This window comes from uncultured Maricaulis sp., from assembly GCF_963975345.1.
Lineage (GTDB): Bacteria > Pseudomonadota > Alphaproteobacteria > Caulobacterales > Maricaulaceae > Maricaulis.
Genome location: NZ_CAXBGE010000009.1, coordinates 1 through 17,403, shown reverse-complemented (window position 1 = coordinate 17,403; position 17,403 = coordinate 1). Strand labels below are relative to the sequence as shown.

At 62.2% G+C, this 17,403-nt stretch carries 16 protein-coding genes; 6 read left to right on the top strand and 10 right to left on the bottom strand.

What is annotated here, in order from left to right; translation table 11 throughout:
- Positions 1-78: 78 nt before the first annotated feature.
- Complete coding sequence (ppa, locus tag AAC029_RS10690) at positions 79-627, top strand: inorganic diphosphatase (RefSeq protein ID WP_339747374.1); 549 nt, start codon at positions 79-81, stop codon at positions 625-627.
- Here ppa and AAC029_RS10685 read toward each other — a convergent pair.
- From AAC029_RS10685 to AAC029_RS10665, 5 genes are read right to left on the bottom strand one after another with little or no spacing between them, the layout of a single operon-like run.
- The gene (locus tag AAC029_RS10685) at positions 624-2,249 is read right to left on the bottom strand and encodes an NAD(P)/FAD-dependent oxidoreductase (protein WP_339747372.1); all 1,626 of its coding nucleotides are present in this window, start codon (positions 2,247-2,249) and stop codon (positions 624-626) included. The genes ppa and AAC029_RS10685 overlap by 4 nt on opposite strands.
- A 55-nt stretch (positions 2,250-2,304) precedes the next feature.
- Positions 2,305-2,697: a phosphate acetyltransferase gene (locus AAC029_RS10680; RefSeq protein WP_339747370.1), complete on the bottom strand. Its 393-nt coding sequence runs from the start codon at positions 2,695-2,697 to the stop codon at positions 2,305-2,307.
- A complete protein-coding gene (locus AAC029_RS10675; RefSeq protein ID WP_339747367.1) occupies positions 2,694-3,065 on the bottom strand; it encodes a MaoC/PaaZ C-terminal domain-containing protein in 372 nt (123 codons plus the stop codon). The genes AAC029_RS10680 and AAC029_RS10675 overlap by 4 nt, the downstream gene beginning before the upstream one ends.
- The gene (locus tag AAC029_RS10670; protein WP_339747365.1) at positions 3,062-4,564 is read right to left on the bottom strand and encodes an AMP-binding protein; all 1,503 of its coding nucleotides are present in this window, start codon (positions 4,562-4,564) and stop codon (positions 3,062-3,064) included. Before AAC029_RS10670 ends, AAC029_RS10675 begins: the two co-directional genes overlap by 4 nt.
- Positions 4,565-4,604: 40 nt before the next feature.
- Positions 4,605-5,213 carry a TetR/AcrR family transcriptional regulator gene (locus AAC029_RS10665; protein ID WP_339747363.1) on the bottom strand — a complete coding sequence of 203 codons (609 nt, stop codon included), beginning with the start codon at positions 5,211-5,213 and terminating at the stop codon, positions 4,605-4,607.
- Between the two features lie 36 nt (positions 5,214-5,249).
- Between AAC029_RS10665 and AAC029_RS10660 the strand changes: the two genes are divergently transcribed.
- From AAC029_RS10660 to AAC029_RS10650, 3 genes are all read left to right on the top strand, one after another.
- Entirely contained in the window at positions 5,250-6,209 is a 960-nt protein-coding gene (locus AAC029_RS10660; RefSeq protein ID WP_339747359.1) for an alpha/beta hydrolase, read from the top strand.
- Positions 6,206-8,527 (top strand): TonB-dependent receptor, encoded by a 2,322-nt coding sequence (locus tag AAC029_RS10655; protein ID WP_339747356.1) that lies wholly within the window; start codon positions 6,206-6,208, stop codon positions 8,525-8,527. Before AAC029_RS10660 ends, AAC029_RS10655 begins: the two co-directional genes overlap by 4 nt.
- A gap of 117 nt (positions 8,528-8,644) precedes the next feature.
- Positions 8,645-9,586, top strand: a complete 942-nt coding sequence (locus AAC029_RS10650) for an alpha/beta fold hydrolase (RefSeq protein WP_339747353.1) — start codon at positions 8,645-8,647, stop codon at positions 9,584-9,586.
- Positions 9,587-9,593: 7 nt separating this feature from the next.
- On the opposite strand, the gene AAC029_RS10645 is transcribed toward AAC029_RS10650, so the two are convergent.
- From AAC029_RS10645 to AAC029_RS10625, 5 genes are all read right to left on the bottom strand, one after another.
- Positions 9,594-9,971: a BlaI/MecI/CopY family transcriptional regulator gene (locus AAC029_RS10645; RefSeq protein WP_339747350.1), complete on the bottom strand. Its 378-nt coding sequence runs from the start codon at positions 9,969-9,971 to the stop codon at positions 9,594-9,596.
- Between the two features lie 92 nt (positions 9,972-10,063).
- The gene (locus AAC029_RS10640) at positions 10,064-13,291 is read right to left on the bottom strand and encodes an error-prone DNA polymerase (RefSeq protein WP_339747347.1); all 3,228 of its coding nucleotides are present in this window, start codon (positions 13,289-13,291) and stop codon (positions 10,064-10,066) included.
- Positions 13,288-13,767: an endonuclease domain-containing protein gene (locus AAC029_RS10635; RefSeq protein WP_339747344.1), complete on the bottom strand. Its 480-nt coding sequence runs from the start codon at positions 13,765-13,767 to the stop codon at positions 13,288-13,290. Before AAC029_RS10635 ends, AAC029_RS10640 begins: the two co-directional genes overlap by 4 nt.
- Positions 13,767-15,362, bottom strand: a complete 1,596-nt coding sequence (locus tag AAC029_RS10630; protein WP_339747341.1) for a DUF6504 family protein — start codon at positions 15,360-15,362, stop codon at positions 13,767-13,769. The genes AAC029_RS10635 and AAC029_RS10630 overlap by 1 nt, the downstream gene beginning before the upstream one ends.
- The gene (locus AAC029_RS10625) at positions 15,277-16,050 is read right to left on the bottom strand and encodes a hypothetical protein (protein ID WP_339747338.1); all 774 of its coding nucleotides are present in this window, start codon (positions 16,048-16,050) and stop codon (positions 15,277-15,279) included. Before AAC029_RS10625 ends, AAC029_RS10630 begins: the two co-directional genes overlap by 86 nt.
- 288 nt (positions 16,051-16,338) lie before the next feature.
- On the opposite strand from AAC029_RS10625, the gene AAC029_RS10620 reads away from it, so the two are divergent.
- Positions 16,339-16,665 (top strand): hypothetical protein, encoded by a 327-nt coding sequence (locus AAC029_RS10620; protein ID WP_339747336.1) that lies wholly within the window; start codon positions 16,339-16,341, stop codon positions 16,663-16,665.
- Entirely contained in the window at positions 16,658-17,134 is a 477-nt protein-coding gene (locus tag AAC029_RS10615) for a hypothetical protein (RefSeq protein WP_339747333.1), read from the top strand. Before AAC029_RS10620 ends, AAC029_RS10615 begins: the two co-directional genes overlap by 8 nt.
- Positions 17,135-17,403 lie beyond the last annotated feature (269 nt).

Sequence of the window (17,403 nt, the reverse complement as noted above, 5' to 3'; positions counted from 1 at the left end):
TGCGGCGCAGCACGGGCATTGGATCGCGGGCCTTATCAGCGTATGAGATCGCAAAATCCTCGCGCCAGGAGCACGAATATGCGGATCGACAAGATCGCCGCGGGTGTGAACCCGCCTGAAGACATCAATGTTATCATCGAAGTCCCCGTTGGGGGGCAGCCCGTCAAATACGAGATGGACAAGGAGGCCGGCACCGTTTTCGTCGACCGTTTCCTGCACACGCCAATGAGCTATCCGTGCAATTACGGCTTCATGCCTCATACCCTGTCGGAAGATGGCGATCCGATCGACGTCATGGTGCTGGGTCAGACAACCCTGATGCCAGGCTGTGTCGTCCGTGCCCGCCCGATTGGCGTGTTGCTGATGGAAGACGAAAGCGGTCTGGACGAGAAAATCCTCTGCGCACCGCACCACAAGCTGACGCCGTTTTATGATGATGTCCTTGATTACAACGATGTTCAGAAGCCGCTGATCATGCGGATCACGCATTTCTTTGAGCACTACAAGGATCTTGAGCCACACAAATGGGTCAAGGTTGAAGGCTGGGCTGATGCGGCCCGGGCGCGCGAGCTGATCCTCGAAGCGATTGAGCGTGAGCGTCTCAAGTTGATCGAACTGGCGGGCTAGTGCCGTTTGAAATCCTTGAGGATTTCGCGGGCCGCATTATGTCCGGGCGCGCCGGTGACACCGCCGCCCGGATGTGTGCCGGAACCACATTGGTACAATCCCGCCACTGGACTGCGGTGATCGGCATGCCCCAATACCGGCCGCGCCGAGAAGAGCTGGTCCAGGCTGAGCGCGCCGTGGAAGATATCACCGCCCGTGAGACCGAAGGTCCGCTCCAGATCCAGCGGCGACAATGCCTGGCGACCCAGCACTGAGGACTTGAATCCCGGTGCCCATTTGTCGACCGTTTCAATCATCAAATCAGCGACTTCCTCGCGATGATCATCCCAGCTGCGACCGTCCGGCAGGACCGGGGCGACATGCTGGCAGAACAGGCTGGCGACGTGCTGGCCGGGCGGGGCGAGAGTGTCGTCCTGGGTTGAGGGGATCAGCATTTCGATGATCGGTTCGCGCGACCAGCCATAGCGGCGCGCATCGCTCCAAGCGCGGTCCATATAATCGAGCGAGGGGGCCATGATAATGCCGGCCGAGAGGTGATCGCCGGGGCCCGGCAGGCAGGTAAAGCTGGGCAGTTCCGATAGTGCGACATTCATCCGGAATGTGCCGGATCCGCATTTGTAATGGGCGATGCGTTCGTTGAAATCTGCTGGCAATACAGCAGGATCGACCATCGAGCCGAACAGGAGTTTCGGGTTCAGATTGGAGACGACGGCCCGGGCATGAAGCACCTCTCCGGACTCCAGCAATACGCCCTGTGCGGTGTGGCCGTTGGTGAGAATTTCCTTTACGGCAGCTTCGGTTCGCAGCTCGACACCGCGCTCACGGCATGACGCGGCCATCGCTTGGGTGATCGCGCCCATTCCGCCAATGGCATGACCCCAAACGCCTTTTTTGCCGTTCACATCGCCGAACACGTGGTGGAGCAGGACATAGGCGCTGCCGGGGGTGTAGGGGCTGGCGTAATTTCCGACGATGCTGTCGAAGCCGAACAGGGCTTTGACTGGCTCGCTCTCGAACCAGCCATCGAGCCAGTCGCCGGCCGATTTCGAAAACAAATCAAGCAGATCGCGCTTGGCTGTCAGGTCGAGTGCGCCGAGCTTTCCGCCGACATTGAGCGCCTTGAACACTTCCGGCATCGCACCGGCCCAGCCGCCCTCGCGCAAATTTGGCGGTGTTTGCAACACCATGGCGCGCAGCGTGTCGGCTATCACTTCGAGTCGCGCTTCATACGCGTCCAACTGCTGCGCATCACGCGTTGAGTACTTGGAGACTTGCTGCTTGGTCACGCCTTCGCCTGCCAATAGGTAACCGTCCTCGCGTGGCAGGAAATTGCCCAGCTTGCGCTCGACGATTTTCAGCCCGTGCCGGTGCAGTTCGAGATCGGTAATGACCTTCGGATTGAGCAGGGAGACGGTGTAGGCGGCGACCGAATTGCGAAAGCCCGGATGGAATTCCTCGGTCACGGCAGCGCCGCCCAGAACATGCCGGCGCTCCAGCACGGTGACCTTCAGTCCTGCCTTGGCGAGATAGGCGGCGCAGACGAGGCCGTTATGGCCGCCGCCGACGATGATGACATCTTGGCCGGGGACCGGCAGTGAGGCTGATTTGCGCTGAGCTGACATGGTGGGCAGTTTCCACATGACACCGGAAAGGTAAATGCAAATCGCAGGTTGTGACCTAGCCGAAAGCGCCGGCGACATCGCGCGCCAGCACCAGGGCGCGGCCTTGGGCGATCAGCTTTCCTGAAGCCGAAACGCAAGTGGTGGCAAGATCGACCAGATGTTTGTCCGGCCGGATTCGGGTGATCTCAATGCGGGCCGTCAACGCCTCATCTATCGGCGCGGCTTGCAGAAATTCGGTCTGCTGTTTGAGATAATTCGTGCCTTCACCCGGCAGCTCGACACCGAGCAGGTAGGAGAACAGAGCGTTGATCAACGCTTCCGGCACCGCCTCGCTGCTCGAGGGCGCGCCGGAGACGGCCTGAAGCGCCAGGATGTCGGATTGGTTGAAGGTGCGGGTTGTTTGCGCAGCTTGGCCGATGGCCAGCCCTGGTTTTGCGGCTGTGGTCATCGCGTCACCCCGGTTTCACCGATGCAGGTGATCGTCATGCCTGACAGGCATGTCACCTGAAGCCGCACCGTTGTAACCGGGCCATCGACACGGATCGCTTCGGCCTCGAAACGAAGCAATTCGCCGGCCGGCGACGGGGCGGGGTATTGCGTTGACTGGCGGATTTGCCGCCCGCCGGGGACCAATTCTTCGACCAGCCCGCGCAACACGGCGCACAACAGGGCGCCGTGGGCGACAGTGCAGCCAAACCGGGTCCGGGCCGAAAACTCCGGGTCGACATGGATCGGATTATGATCGCCTGACAGCTGCGCGAAGGCATCGAAGTCTGCCTGACAGAAGCTGCGCTCGAGGGAGGCAGTGTGGCTCACCCTGTCGAGCCAGGCCGGGGCAGGAGGTGTTTCTGCACCTTGCCGGCTGCGGTGCGCGGGAAATCGCGGGCGAAAACGACATGGCGCGGCACCTTGTAGGCGGCAAGCCTTTCGCGGCACCAGGCATTCAGGGCGGCGATATCGCCGCTGGCACTTTGGCGCAGGATGATGTGGGCGCAGCCGACCTCGCCCCATTTTTCATCGGGCACGCCGGTGACAGAGGCTTCCTGCACATCGGGGTGGTCGGCGAGAATATTCTCGACTTCGGCCGGATAGACGTTTTCACCACCAGAAATATACATCTCCTTGATCCGGCCTGCGACGAAGCAATAGCCATCCTCGTCGAACCGCCCGAGATCGCCGCTTTTGAGCCAGCCATCCTCGGTGAAGAGTTCGGTCGTCTCTTGCGGGCGTTGCCAATAGCCCGGGGTCAGACCGGGGCCGTGAAACTGGATTTCGCCGATCTCGCCAGCCGCAAGTATTTCGCCGCCGGGGCCGGCAATCCGCGCCTCGACCAGGATCTGGGTCTTGCCGACCGAACCGATCTTGTCGAGGGCGCGCGCCTCGTCGACCAGAAAGGCGGTTGGGCCGGTTTCGGTCATGCCGAAACCGTTGCAGACAATGGCGCCGCCAGCCGCGAAACGCTCAACCAGGATATCGGGCAGTGGCGCGCCGCCGCAGGCCCAATGGCGCAGGCGGGTGAGGTCGGTCCGGGCGAAGTCCGGATGCAGGGTCAATTCGCGATAGACTGCGGGCACACCGATAAAGACATCAAGCGCGCCGGCATTGATCAGCTCCAGCATCGGACCGGCTTCGAAACCGGGGAGGATGTGGACCGTGCCGCCGCCAAACAGGACCGGCAGGGTGTGCAGATTGATGCCGGCGGTATGAAACAGAGGCAGGAAGTTGAGCGTTGAATCCGTACCGCGCAGACCAATCGCTTGGCCGATATTGACGGAATTTACCAGCGCCATGGCATAGGTCTGGATCACGCCCTTGGGCTTGCCGGTCGTGCCGGACGTGTAGATCAGATACCAGCAATCCTGCCCCGGCCAGCCGCTGCGGCCCGGGTGCAGGCGAGCAGCTTCGCGCTGCTGTGAATATTCACCGTCGAGATCGAGCAAGGGCAAGTCCATTGGCGCTGAAATCGCACGGGCTGTGTCGCGGTCTTCGGCGCCGGTAATCGTCAAGACCGGTGTGCAATCATCGATCAGCTGGATCAGTTCACTGGCCGGCATTCGCCAGTTGAGCGGCACCAGAATCGCACCGAGCTTGGCGCAGGCGAACAGGAGCTCGAAAAACTCCACCCGGTTGCGGCACAGGATCACCACCCGGTCGCCCGCTGCGACGCCGTAGGTTTCAAGCAGGCTGGCTACTTGGGCGCTGCGACGTTCCAGCGCGCGGTAATCGATCTCTTCGCCGGTATTGACGACGTGGAAAGCGATGGCGTCCGGATCGATCGCGGCGCGACGTGCGGTGATGTCGAGCAACCCGTTCATGGGTTCGGCCCTGCGGTGGCGGCCTGGTTCGTAGCCTTGCTCATGGCGCCAGCCCCTTCGCGATCAGATCGGACGCCTCGCGGGCAATGTCGTCAGCACTGCGTGAGGGTTCCCAAATGCCGAAGCGCAGGCCGAGGAAAACGCTGATCCCTATCAGGGCCCAGGCACGGGTTTCCTGGTTGCCATCACGAATCTCGCCGCGCTCGACGGCCTCATCGAGATTGCGCCGGTAGCGCTCCGCAAAACTGTCATAGTGTGCCTTGTATGCATCAGGCGCGACGAATTGCGCTTCCTCAATGATGCGATAGAGATTGGGGTGGGCGCGGGCGAATTCGATGTAGGCAACGAGCCCTTTATGCTCGGCGTCCAACCGGTCGGTTGCCCCCTTAACGCGTTCAGCGATCCAGCTCCGCGTCATCTCGCCCATATGTGCGACAAGTGCCCGGAATATCTCATCTTTTGAATCAAAATAAACGTAGAACGTGCCCAGGGCGACCGAGGCGCGGCGGGTGATATCGCCGATCGAACTCGTGTGAAAGCCACTCTCGCCGAAGGATTTTTCTGCGGCATCCAGCAGCCGGTTTCGGGTGCGTTGGCCGCGTGCGGTTTTCGGAATTTTCGGAGAGGTCGAAGAAAGTGAAGTTGACATATGATTCAGTTTTCACAAAATTGCCGATAACGCAATATGGCACGAAAGCCGTGGCGTGTGATGCATCCGGGAGAGATCGGCGCAGTGCTCAATGCCCAACCAGATAATCCGGTGAACGGACGCGCAGCGATGCAATCGTGTGCGATGAGCGACGGTGCGTTGATGCACTATCGCGATATCGGAACCGGGCCGGTCCTGTTGCTGGTGCATGGCTGGGCCGCTTCGGGCGATTTCTTCGATTCGCTGGTCGACAGGCTCGCGAATGATTTCCGGATCGTTATCCCCGATCTCCGCGCCCATGGCGAAACCCCTGCCGGAACCACCCCACTCGATATCGATTTGCTGGCGGGTGACTTGCAAACCCTCATCGAAACGCTGGATTTGACCCGCATCACCGCGCTGGGCTGGTCTATGGGCGCAACGGTGTTGTGGATGATGATTGCCCGCCAAGGGCACGCGCGTTTTGCTGGTCTGATCATCGAGGATATGAGCCCGCGCGTCCTCAATACCGAGGACTGGTCGTTGGGTATGGCGACCGGGATGGATATTGCCGGCAGCGGTCGGGCCGTTGAAGCCATGCGCAATGATTGGTCGGCCTATGCTGCCGCATTCGCGCCACGCATTTTTGCCCGCGGACGTGCTGTCCGTGAGCCGGAAATGATCACCGACATCGTTGCCCGGCTGAGCCGACGCGACGGCGATGCGATGGCAGATCTTTGGCTCTCAATGACCCATCAGGATCTGCGCGGAGCCCTATCCGCGATGACCTTACCGGCGCTCGTCACCTCTGGCGCGCGCAGTGAAGCCTACGGCCCGGAGACGAGCCGCTATCTCGCCGAAACCTTACCCGATGCGCAATCCGTTACGTTTGCGAAATCGGGACATGCCCCGCATCTGGAGGAACCCGACGGGTTCGCCAGCGCGGTCGCACACTTCGCCAATCGCGCGCATGCGATGGCGGTCAACAACGAACGTCTTGAGGGGAAATCATCATGACAACGAGTTTCAAAATGACCCGCGCCGCGCTCCTGGTGAGCACGATCGCATCGACCATGCTGTTCGCAGCTCCGGTCCAGGCCCAACAAGATGGCGACGGTGTCCGCCAGGACGTCATCACCGTCACCGCCCGTCGCCGCGAAGAATCGCTGCAAGACGTGCCGTTGGCTGTCACCGCCTATACCGGCGCACAACTTGAAGCCATGGGCGCCGTTGATATCCTGGCGATCGCCGAAACCACACCGAATGTGACGCTCGAAGCATCGCGCGGCACCAATTCAACCTTGTCCGCTTTTATTCGCGGCGTTGGCCAGCAGGATCCGGTTGCCGGCTTTGAAGCCGGTGTTGGCATCTATGTCGACGACGTCTATCTCAACCGCCCGCAGGCTGCCGTTCTGGATATATATGATGTCGAACGGATCGAAGTTCTGCGTGGCCCACAGGGCACGCTTTACGGCCGCAACACCATTGGTGGCGCAATCAAATACGTCACCCGCCGCCTTGACTCGGACGCACCGACCCTGTCGGCCCGCCTGAATTTCGGCTCCTACGGCCAGCTCGACCAGATCGTTTCCGGCAGCATGCCGCTGGGCGACACCTTCCGCATCGGCGCTGCCGTCGCCAATCTTCAGCGAGACGGTTTCGGAACCAACCTGACCACCGGTGCCGAGAACTACAACAAGGAGGTTCTGGGCTACCGTGTCAGCGCCGAGTGGGAGCCGACCAGCGATCTGTTCTTCCGTCTCGCCTATGACAATGTCGACGACACATCCAATGCGCGCGGCGGCCATCGTCTGCTGGCAACGCCTGCGAACTATCCGTCGGCGGCTGCTCCGATCGCCTATCCAGTGTTGGACAATGTGTTCAACACGCGCGCCGGCCTGAATGTTGTCGCGCAAAGCGTTGAAGCCAGTGGCCTGACCCTGACGGGCGAGTGGAGCCTGAACGACAACTGGACCATCCGGAATATCCTGTCCCGTCGTGAAGACGATTCCACGACGCCGATCGACTTCGACAATCTTCCCGAAGGCGATCTGGACGTTCCGGCGATCTACACCAATGAGCAGACCTCCGAGGAATTCCAAGTCCTTTACGAAGGCGATCGTCTCGCTGGCGTGATGGGCTACTACTCGCTCGACGCCAATGCCACGACCGTGTTCGACGTCCTGCTCGACACCCTGGTGGCGGGTCTCAACGCCCAGACGTTCGGCGATGTTGACACCAGCACTTGGTCGGTTTTCGCAAACTTCACCTATGATCTGACCGATACCGTCAGCCTCACCCTGGGTGGCCGCTATACCGAGGACGAACGCACATCGCGCGTCCTGCGTCGCACCTATCTGGGTGGCTTCTCCGAATTCTTCGGAGGTGCCGGTTTCCCGATTGCCACCACCTCCAACTTCCTCGGCACCAACTCCTGGAATGATTTCAGCCCGACGGCCTCGATCTCCTGGCAGCCGACCGCCTCGAACAATTTCTATGCCAGTTTCAGCCAAGGCTTTAAGGGCGGCGGCTTCGATCCTCGGGCGCAGACCACCGGCACCCCTGACTTCGATCTCAGCGGCACGGTTACGGCGGATGAAGTGTTCCGTTTCATGTCCTTCGACCCGGAAACGGTCGACAGCTTTGAGCTTGGCTGGAAATACCAAGGCGACCGGTACAGCCACGCCATCGCGGTCTTCCACATGGATTATACCGACATCCAGGTGCCTGGATCAGTCGGTATCGATACCAATAATGACGGCGTAAACGACACCTTCACCGGCGTGACTACCAATGCCGGCGCCGCGACCATCACCGGTCTCGAATATGAAGGCACGCTCGATCTGGGCCATGACGTGTTCACCAATGGTGATGCGTTGAGCTTCGCGTGGGCAATGGGCCTTCTTGATGGCAATTATGACGAGTTCATCAACGCTTTCGGTGTCGATATCTCCAACCAGGTCGTCATCCAGAATACGCCGGACGCCACACTCAGCACCACGCTGAGCTATCTGACCTCTTTCGCCGGTGGCGATCTCAACTCCCAGATCACCGCATCCTACCGCGGTGATTCGAGCCAGTTCGAAATCCCGTTCCCGGAGCTTGACCAAGCCTCCTACACGCTCTGGAACGCTTCGGTCGTCTGGGACAGCGAAGATGGTGCTTGGCAGATGGGCCTGCATGGCCGCAACCTGACCGACGAGGAATACCGGGTTTCCGGCTATGACTTCGTCAACAACACGACCTTCGCTCCGGAACTGGGACGTTCCGGCACGCTGGTCGGCTATTATGGTAATCCGCGCACCTTCACGGCGACGCTGGCTTACCGCTTCTAGGCGCATGATCGGGAGCGGGCTTGACCTCCCATGTCCGCTCCCATTGCACTTGACCGGCCGGCGCTTCCTGAGCATCAGGGATCGTCGGCCGTTTTTATTTGAAACCGAGGAAATCCCATGCCCCGCATCGTGCTCGCGCTACTCGCCCTCGCTGCCGTCATCGCAATCGGCGCTCTGGTGTGGTTCATGAACCGGCCCGCTGACGAGCCGGCGCTCGACCAGGCCGCGCGGGTTCAGTCACCCTATTGGAGCGAGAGTGATCGCCTGATTGATGTTGACGGCGTCATGGCGCGCGTCCGAAGCGAGGGGCCCGTTGATGCGCCCGTCATCGTCATGGTGCACGGCTTCTCCTATTCGCTGGAAAGCTGGGACGCCTGGGCTGCCGATCTCAGCGCAGACTACCGCGTCATCCGCATGGACCTGCCGGGCCATGGCCTGACCGGGCCCGATCCGCAACGTCGCTACTCCGTGCCGCAAACCGTTGATTTCCTCGGCGCCCTGCTCGATGAGCTGGGTCTCGATCATGTCGCCCTGGTGGGTAATTCACTCGGTGGGCTGGTCTCCTGGCGCCTCGCCGCGCAGCGCCCCGACCTCGTTGCACGCCTGGTACTGGTTGCGCCGGGGGCCTATTCGATCAATGGCGTTACCGAGCAGCCGGTCGCAGTGCCGATGGGCGTTTCATTCTACTTTACCCAGGCACCGGTATCGATGGTCGCCGCGGCCTCGGCCGGCCTGTTCGGCGATGCCAGCCGGATGGACCCGAGTCTGCCTGGCCGCGTTCACGCCCTGATGCAGACACCCGGTGTTGGTCAGGCTCTTGTTGAGCGGCTCGAAGTTTTCACCCTGCCCGATCCAACCGCCGCTTTGGCGCGGGTGCAGGCTCCGACTCTGGTGATGTGGGGCGGACGCGATGCGATCATTCCCGTGGCGCAGGCGACACGGCTTGCCGCCGACCTGCCGCAGGCCGAGCTGATCATCTATGACGATCTCGGCCATATCCTGCACGAGGAAGATCCCGCGCGGACGATCACTGATGTCCGGGCATTCCTGTCTGAGTAAGCGTCGGCTAGGGCTTGGATTTCGCGGCTGCTTTGGCGGCGATTTCCGCTTGGAGATCGGCCCAGTCCTGCGGGTCGATATCGCTTTCGCGCAACACCACAATGCCCAGCCCGGTGCGGCCATCGTCGGCGGTCTCCGTTAGTAGACGGCCGAGCATATGCGTCGGTGCGGTCTGGCGGTTGAGGCGCGGACGATAGCGGATATCGCGGCCGCGCTGCTGGCGTTCAACCGCGCCCTTGCGGCGCAGACGCTGCAGGATGGACAGGGTTTCGCTGGCCGGTTGCCGGCTGGCCAGGGCCAGTTCATTCACCGAGGCGCTGCCGCGATCCCACAGCAGGCGCATGGCGTGGGCTTCGTCTTCGCTCAGGGTGTGCGGCTTGCTCATCTCGGCTCCTAGTCTGCAACCGACTGACCCGCTTCGCAACAGGTCCGCCGTGTTAAGCTTTTGTTTGCAAACTGCGCGCCGAAGCAGGGGCCTCAATGAAAATCACGGCTCTTGGGCAATATATCCTCCAGCCGCTCCCCTTGCATGACGCGGCGGTAAATGCCGATCAGGCGGGGGTCGTCCTGGGGGCGGGCGATTTCGTCGGCGTGGGCGAGGGCTTCGGCGAATTCCTCGCCATCGGCGAGGGCGGCGAGGCGCCAGCTCTGGTCGGTGATGCGGCTGGCGATGATGTGGATCACTTCGCCCTCCTTTTGTAAGCGCCCGGTAACACTCATCAGCTTGGACCGCATTACGATCTTGCGGTGACGCTCGAAGCATTTCGGCCAGACGATGATATTGGCCACTCCAGTTTCGTCCTCCAGCGTCGCGAAAATCACGCCTGAGGCCGAGCCGGGGCGTTGGCGTACCAGCACCAAACCGGCCAGCGTCACCCAGCGGCCATCGCGCAGCTCGGTGAGTTGTTCGGCGCGGACATGTCCGCTCTCCTCCAGCTCCTGGCGGAAAAAGCTCATCGGATGCGCTTTGAGCGATAGCCGTAGCGTGGCGTAATCCTGGGCGACTTCCTCGCCGGCGCTCATCAGCGGCAGGGCGGTGGCGGCCTCATGGCCGTATTCATCGGCATGCTCGAATAGCGGCAATGGTTTGCCGGCCTGGGCCAGGGCGGTCCAGCCGGCTTGGCGGCGGTCGAGGGCGATGGAGCCGAAAGCGTCGGCATTGGCGAGCCGGTCCATCGTGGCGCGATCAAGACGCGAACGGCGGGCGAGATCGGGGACGCTGGTGAAGGCACCGCTTGTCTGGCGGGCCGCGACCAGGCGCGCGGCAGAGGCTTCGCGCAGACCCTTGATCTGCCGCAGGCCGAGACGGAGCGCGAAGTGGGGGCCCGCTTTGGCCGGCTCCAGCGTGCAGTCCCAATCGGAATGATTGATGTCGGGCGGTCTGACCTCAACGCCGTGCTGGCGTGCATCGCGAACCAGTTGCGCCGGAGCGTAAAACCCCATCGGTTGGGAATTGAGGATCGCGGCAACAAACACGTCCGGGTAATAATGCTTCAGCCAGCAGGAGACATAGACGATCAGGGCGAAGCTGGCGGCATGGCTTTCGGGAAAACCGTATTCGCCAAAGCCTTCGAGCTGTTTGAAACAGCGCGCCGCGAAGTCGGGCTCATAACCCTTGGTGATCATGCCGGCCATCAGCTTCTCACCCATTTCATGGATCGAGCCGGAGCGCCGGAAGGCGGCCATGGAGCGGCGCAGCTGGTCGGATTCCGCCGGGGTGAAACCGGCGGCGACAATGGCGATCCGCATCGCCTGTTCCTGAAACAGCGGCACGCCGAGCGTCTTTCCGAGCACATCTTCCAGCGCTTTTGACGGGTATTCCACCGCCTCTTGACCGCAGCGGCGGCGCAGATAGGGATGCACCATATCGCCCTGGATCGGGCCGGGGCGGACGATGGCGACCTCGATCACCAGATCATAAAAGCAGCGCGGTCGCAGGCGCGGCAGCATTGTCATCTGGGCCCGGCTCTCGATCTGGAACACGCCAATCGTATCGGCCTTGCAGATCATGTCGTAGACGGCTTCATCGCCTTGCGGGATTGAGGCCATGGTCAGGGAGCGGCCATAATGGCGCTCGATCAGATCGAAGGCGCGGGCGACGCAGCTGAGCATGCCGAGACCGAGCACATCGACCTTCATCAGGCCGAGCGCGTCGATATCCTCCTTGTCCCATTCGAGCACCGTGCGATCAGGCATGGCGGCATTGTGCAGCGGCACGATTTCGTCGAGCCAGCCCTGCATCATCACAAAACCGCCGGGATGCTGGGAGAGGTGGCGCGGAAAGCCCATCAGCTCGCGGGCATAATGCAGCGTCATGGCGATATCGGGCGTATCGGGATCGAGGCCGAGCTCGGTGCGGATGCGGTTATCGGTGAGATCATCGGTCGACCAGCCCCACAGCGTTTTCGACAGGGCCGAGATGACATCGCCCGACAAGCCGAACACCTTGCCGACTTCGCGAATGGCGCCGCGCGGCCGGTAGCAATTGACCGTTGCCGTCATGGCGGCGCGGCGGCGACCGTATTTCTCATAGACATACTGGATCACCTCCTCGCGCCGCTCATGCTCGAAATCAACATCGATATCGGGCGGCTCGCCGCGTTCCGCCGAGACGAAGCGTTCGAACAGGAGATCGATCAGATTGGGGTCGACCTCGGTGATGCCGATCGCGAAACAGACCGCCGAATTGGCGGCCGAGCCTCGGCCCTGACACAGAATTCCCTGGCTGCGCGCGAAGCGGACGATATCGTGGACGGTGAGGAAATAGGCCGGGAAATCCAGGCTTTCGATCAGGGTCAGCTCATGGGCGATGGCGGCGGCGATCTTGTCCGGCGGCCCATCGGGATAGCGACGCTCCAGCCCCTCGGCGGTGAGGCGGCGCAGTGTCTGGGCCGGGGTTTCATCGTCGCCGACAACCTCGCTGGGATATTGATAGACCAGTTCCTCAAGGCTGAAATTGATGCTCTGCGCCAAAGTGATCGTGTTGGCGACGGCGCGCTCATAGCCACGAAACAGACGCGCCATTTCGGATGGCGGTTTGAGATGGCGTTCGGCATTCGCGGCGAGGAGAAAACCGGCGGCCTTGATCGTCACATGCTCGCGGATACAGGCGACCACATCGGCCAGCGGCTTGCGTTCGGGGACATGATAGAGCGCGTCATTGGTGGCGATGCAGTCGAGGCCGAGTGCGGTGGCGCATTGATCGAGCGCGTGCAGACGCTCGCCATCGCGACCGTCGAAACGGCGGGTCAGGGCGAGGACGTGACGGGCCCTTGAGCGGGCGCAGAAGCCCGCCGCTTTGGCCTGCCATTCCGCGCAGGGTGGATCGGGCGGCAGCAGGATGAAATATTGGTCGGTCGAGGCCTCGATAATCTGTTCCAGCCACAGCTCGCAACGCCCCTTCTTCGAGCGGAAATTGGCATCCGTCAGCATGCGCGCCAACGCACCATAGGCGTGGCGGTGTTTCGGATAGGCGACCAGTGCGAAGCCGCATGTGGTGACCAGCCTCACTCCGACCAGAAATTTGATCCCGGCCTCCTTCGCCGCGAGATGACCGCGCACTGCGCCGGCGAAGGAATTGCGATCCGCCAGCCCGATGGCCGCCAGTCCGAGCGCCTTGGCCTGGGCGACCATTTCATCACCATGCGAGGCCCCGGTCAGGAAGGTGAAATTGCTGGCGGCGACGAGCTCGGCGAATGCGGTCACCGTTCATCCTTGCTCCCCCGCTGTGCGGGGGAGCTGTCCGCGCAGCGGACTGAGGGGGTGTGTGGCGGTGAGGCCCCCTCCGGCCCGGACTTTGTCCGGTCCACCTCCCCCGCCTTGCGGGGGAGGATGGGAAGATGCCGGGCAATGGTCGTGATCACTTGTTCGAGGCGCTCAGCGATATCGGCATCGGCAAGCCGGATCACGGTCCAGCCCTGCTGCATCAGCTCCATCGTCCGCAGCCGGCTGCGCTCGATCTCCTCCGGGCGGCGGTGCGTGTTGCCATCAAGCTCGATCACAAGCTGGTGCCGCACGCAGGCGAAATCGACGATATAACCGGTGATCGGGTGTTGACGCTCGAAGCGGTGACCGGAAATCCTGCGCCCGCGAAGGCGCTCCCAGAGAATTTTTCCGGCCAGGGGCGTCGTCTCGTGGTGGGGATGGGCGCGTCGGGGCGTCGCTAATTGGGTCATTTCCATCATGATGCTCCGTGGACAAACCATTGGGGGTTACGGGTTTCCGGGCCGTAGAGCCCGTCGCGATAGAGCCAGAAACGGCGGCCCTCGATCGTTTCGATCCTGAAATAATCGCGGGTCTTCGGACTGGCGCGGCTTTCAGGACGCCACCATTCCGGGGCGAGGCGTTCCGGGCCCTCGGCCTGGTGGACCTGGTGATGGGTGCGGCGCCAGACGAAGCTGCGCGGCGGTCCGTCGGGGATCTCTGCCACCGCCTCGGCCGGTTCCGGGCGGGCGAGGATGAGCAAAGGCCGTTCCGGCGACAGCAGGAAGGCCTGTTGGCCGCTCGCCTCGCGCACCATCAGGGCTGAGCCGGACGGATTCGTCTCCGCGCTCCAGCCGGCGGCGCGTTCGGGGATATGGCTGTCGCGGCGGGCGGCGCGTTTGACGCGGGTTTCGCCCAAGCGGACGCTGAGTCGGTCGGTCAGGCGCGCGAAAGCCTCGGTGTCCAAACGATTATCATTAAGGCTGGCATCGCCGATTAAGCCGGATTGCCGGCCCGACAGGGCGCCGGTGGCGGTGGCATTGAGTTCGATGACATCAATGCCGAACCCAATATCGATCTCGGCGCGGTCGAGCTTTTCATTGAACAGGCGGGCGATATGCGCCGCATCGCGCGCCGGGGCGGCGGTGCCGATGATCAGGAGGTGGATCTTGCCGTCGACGCGAAACAGATTGAGCTCGGCCCGGCGCAGGCCACGGCCCTCGCTCTCGAGATGGGCGCACAGCGTGTTGGCGGTCTCGCGCACCGCCTGTTTGATTCCCTCCAGCAAAAGCAGGGCATCGGCAAAGCGCATCCGGGCGCGAAACGGCGTTTTCGGCTGTAGCGGGTTGAGGGTTTCATCCTCCTGGCCGCGTGCCTGGTCGAGGCGGCGCACCAGATCGGGGCCGAAACGCCGCGCCAGATTGGCGCGCGGCAGGCCGGCAATATCGCCAACCCGCTTGAGCCCGAACCGGCGCAGCCTTGCGGCGGTATCGCCAATGCGCAGGGCCTCGACCGGGAGGCCATGCAGGCTGGCGCCGACATCATGGGCGATCAGCCAGCCGGTTGGGACCCGCCGTGCCGGAAAGCGCGCCAGACCCCAAGCAAGGCCTATGGTCGGGGCGATGGCAGCGTGGGCGGTCAGACCCTGACCGCGCACAGCGTCCAGCGCGGCCGTGACCAGCTGGTCCTCGCCGCCGAACAAATGGGCGCAGCCGGAGATATCGACCATTACGCCATCCTCCCCCGGTTCACCGGGATCGGGCGCCGTCCAGGGTGACCAGCGGCCAGACCAGCGGGCAAAGGCGCCGAGCAGACGCCGGTCGGCATCGGGCGCGAAGGGGGCAATGCGCAAACCCGGCTCCAGCGCCTTGGCATCGGCCAGCGCCTGACCGCGCCGCAAGCCCAGCCGCGCCGCCTCATTATTGAGGGCATAGAGCCGTTCCCCACCGGTTGAGGTGTGAACCAGGGCGAAGGGGGGCTCGGGCGCATCAGACGGCGAGGCGGCTGAATTGGGACGCAGATTGCGTCGCTCGACGGGCCATCTCGGCAGGCTCAAGGACATGAAACGCCGCATTTTTCCACTCGACCTCAAAGCTTTTCGGCGGGCCGCCCCGGACCCGTTCGAGCACGGCGCAAAAGCGCGGCACTCCCAATCCCGGCAGGCCTGTCGCCCCGCGCCATGGCCGGTCCGGTGACGGCAGGGCGGATAATCGCCAGCGGGTCAGGGCCGCGCTGGGCTGGATATCTTGATGACCACGCAAGACGAGCACGCGCGCGCTTCGTGCCTGGGCCGAACGGTGCAGGCGGCGCGAGGCGGTGAGGTCATAGCGCAGCGATGCGCCGACCTCGCCGACCACCAGCGCGCCGGCATTCAGCCCTTCCTCCATCGCCCACAGCACATCGCTCGCATCGCGCGCCTCGACCAGCAGAACCCGTTCCGGCTCCAGCCCCCATCGGGCCAAGGCGAGCGGATAGGGACGTCCGAAATCATGGGCGCGATGGCCCGCCGAGCGCACCCAGATCACCGGACGCAGCCGGTCCTGTTCGGCCAACCCATGACCCAGCATGCCGATCTGGAAAGCCAGCGCGGCGGGCGTGTCGAGATAGCTCGCCGGGCAGACCTCATGCAGGCCTGGGCCAAGCACCAGCGCATCCTGACCCGTCAGGACGGGCACGGTTATGGGCGTTTCAATCGCCTGGATCTGGCGTCGCAGCTCCTCGAGCTGCGGCCGTCCCCTAAGGACGCGCGGCGCAGTTGGCATGTCATAGCCTCTATTGAATGTTCCGCTTATGTTCCGTTCAGGAGCGGAGAGAGTCAAGAGGGGAATCGGTGAGGGGTGTGGGCGTTCTCCATCGTAGCGCTGCCCGCCTCACCCGCCCCTGCGGGGCACCCTCTCCTCACGGAGAGGGAAGATGCGCGCTTTCCTTCTCCGCGAGGAGAAGGTGGCCGAAGGCCGGATGAGGCGGGTTGGAGCGAGGTTGGAAAGCACACCTGTGCCCGGACCATCTCCCGGGCTGCGATCGCGCCCGGTTCACGCTAATTTCACCCCATGTGTGGACGCTACGCCATCGGCAAGCTGCAATGGTGGATCCTGCAGGAGACGTTCAAGCTCCAGCAGGCAGCGACCAATCTTGAGCCGTGTTGGGGATTGGTGCCGCATTTCTGGCACAAGCCGCTGAGTGAGATGAAATATTCCACCTTCAACGCCAAGGCCGAAACTGCGGCTGGCCCGCGAAGCGTCGCCATTCATTCCACGCTTTCCCCCGCGATGTTTCTCCAGTGCGGGCCAACGACCTTCAAGGCGACAAGGCGGCAAATGCGCTCTATAGTCGAGTGGGTCGAGTTTATGTCGATTAGGGGCGTGGACGATGAATAAAATAGTCAAAAAGTATGGTTCATGCACAATATTGCTTTTTACTTTGACACTGGCGTCCTGCTCTCCACATACCATCATTCCTGGCAGAAGTTTTTATGAAGGTGAGCATTGCAAGGTATATGAAAGCGTTCGATCTGGATTTCTTTCGGCCACGCCAAGTTTATACATAATGTGTGACGGCAACGACCCGTATGAAATTTTGCAATCTATGGGGACTAAATATTACGATGTGTCAGTAGAAGTTTTGCCAGATGAAATGAAAATTTCAGTCGATTATTGCAATGTGGTGGAGGATTCAAGGAGTCTTCATGCAGAGGACGTGGAGTCGAATTTTCGCGCGCATTTTGACGGCGCCCAGTTTGGCGGTTTGAGCCTGTCACTTGATTTTCATGAAGAGCAGAGCGGCTGCCGCGAAAAGCGTTTTGAAGATTACTATGGATTCCCGCTATCCCCCGGTGACACCGAATAGTTGTGAGCGAGCGGCAACATCCGGAAATGAAGAATAATCAGAACCAACACAATTTCCGAAAGCCAAGCGTCTATAAAACCACCTAAATTTAGGATGCAAACCCCATCCTCCCCGGGCGGAGCCAACTCTGAAATGCGCCCTAAACGGGACGTGCCCCTGCCCCTCAGGACCGGACCATCTCCCGGGCTGCAATCGCGCCCGGTTCGCGCTAACCTCACCCCATGTGTGGACGCTACGCCATCGGCAAGCTGCAATGGTGGATCCTGCAG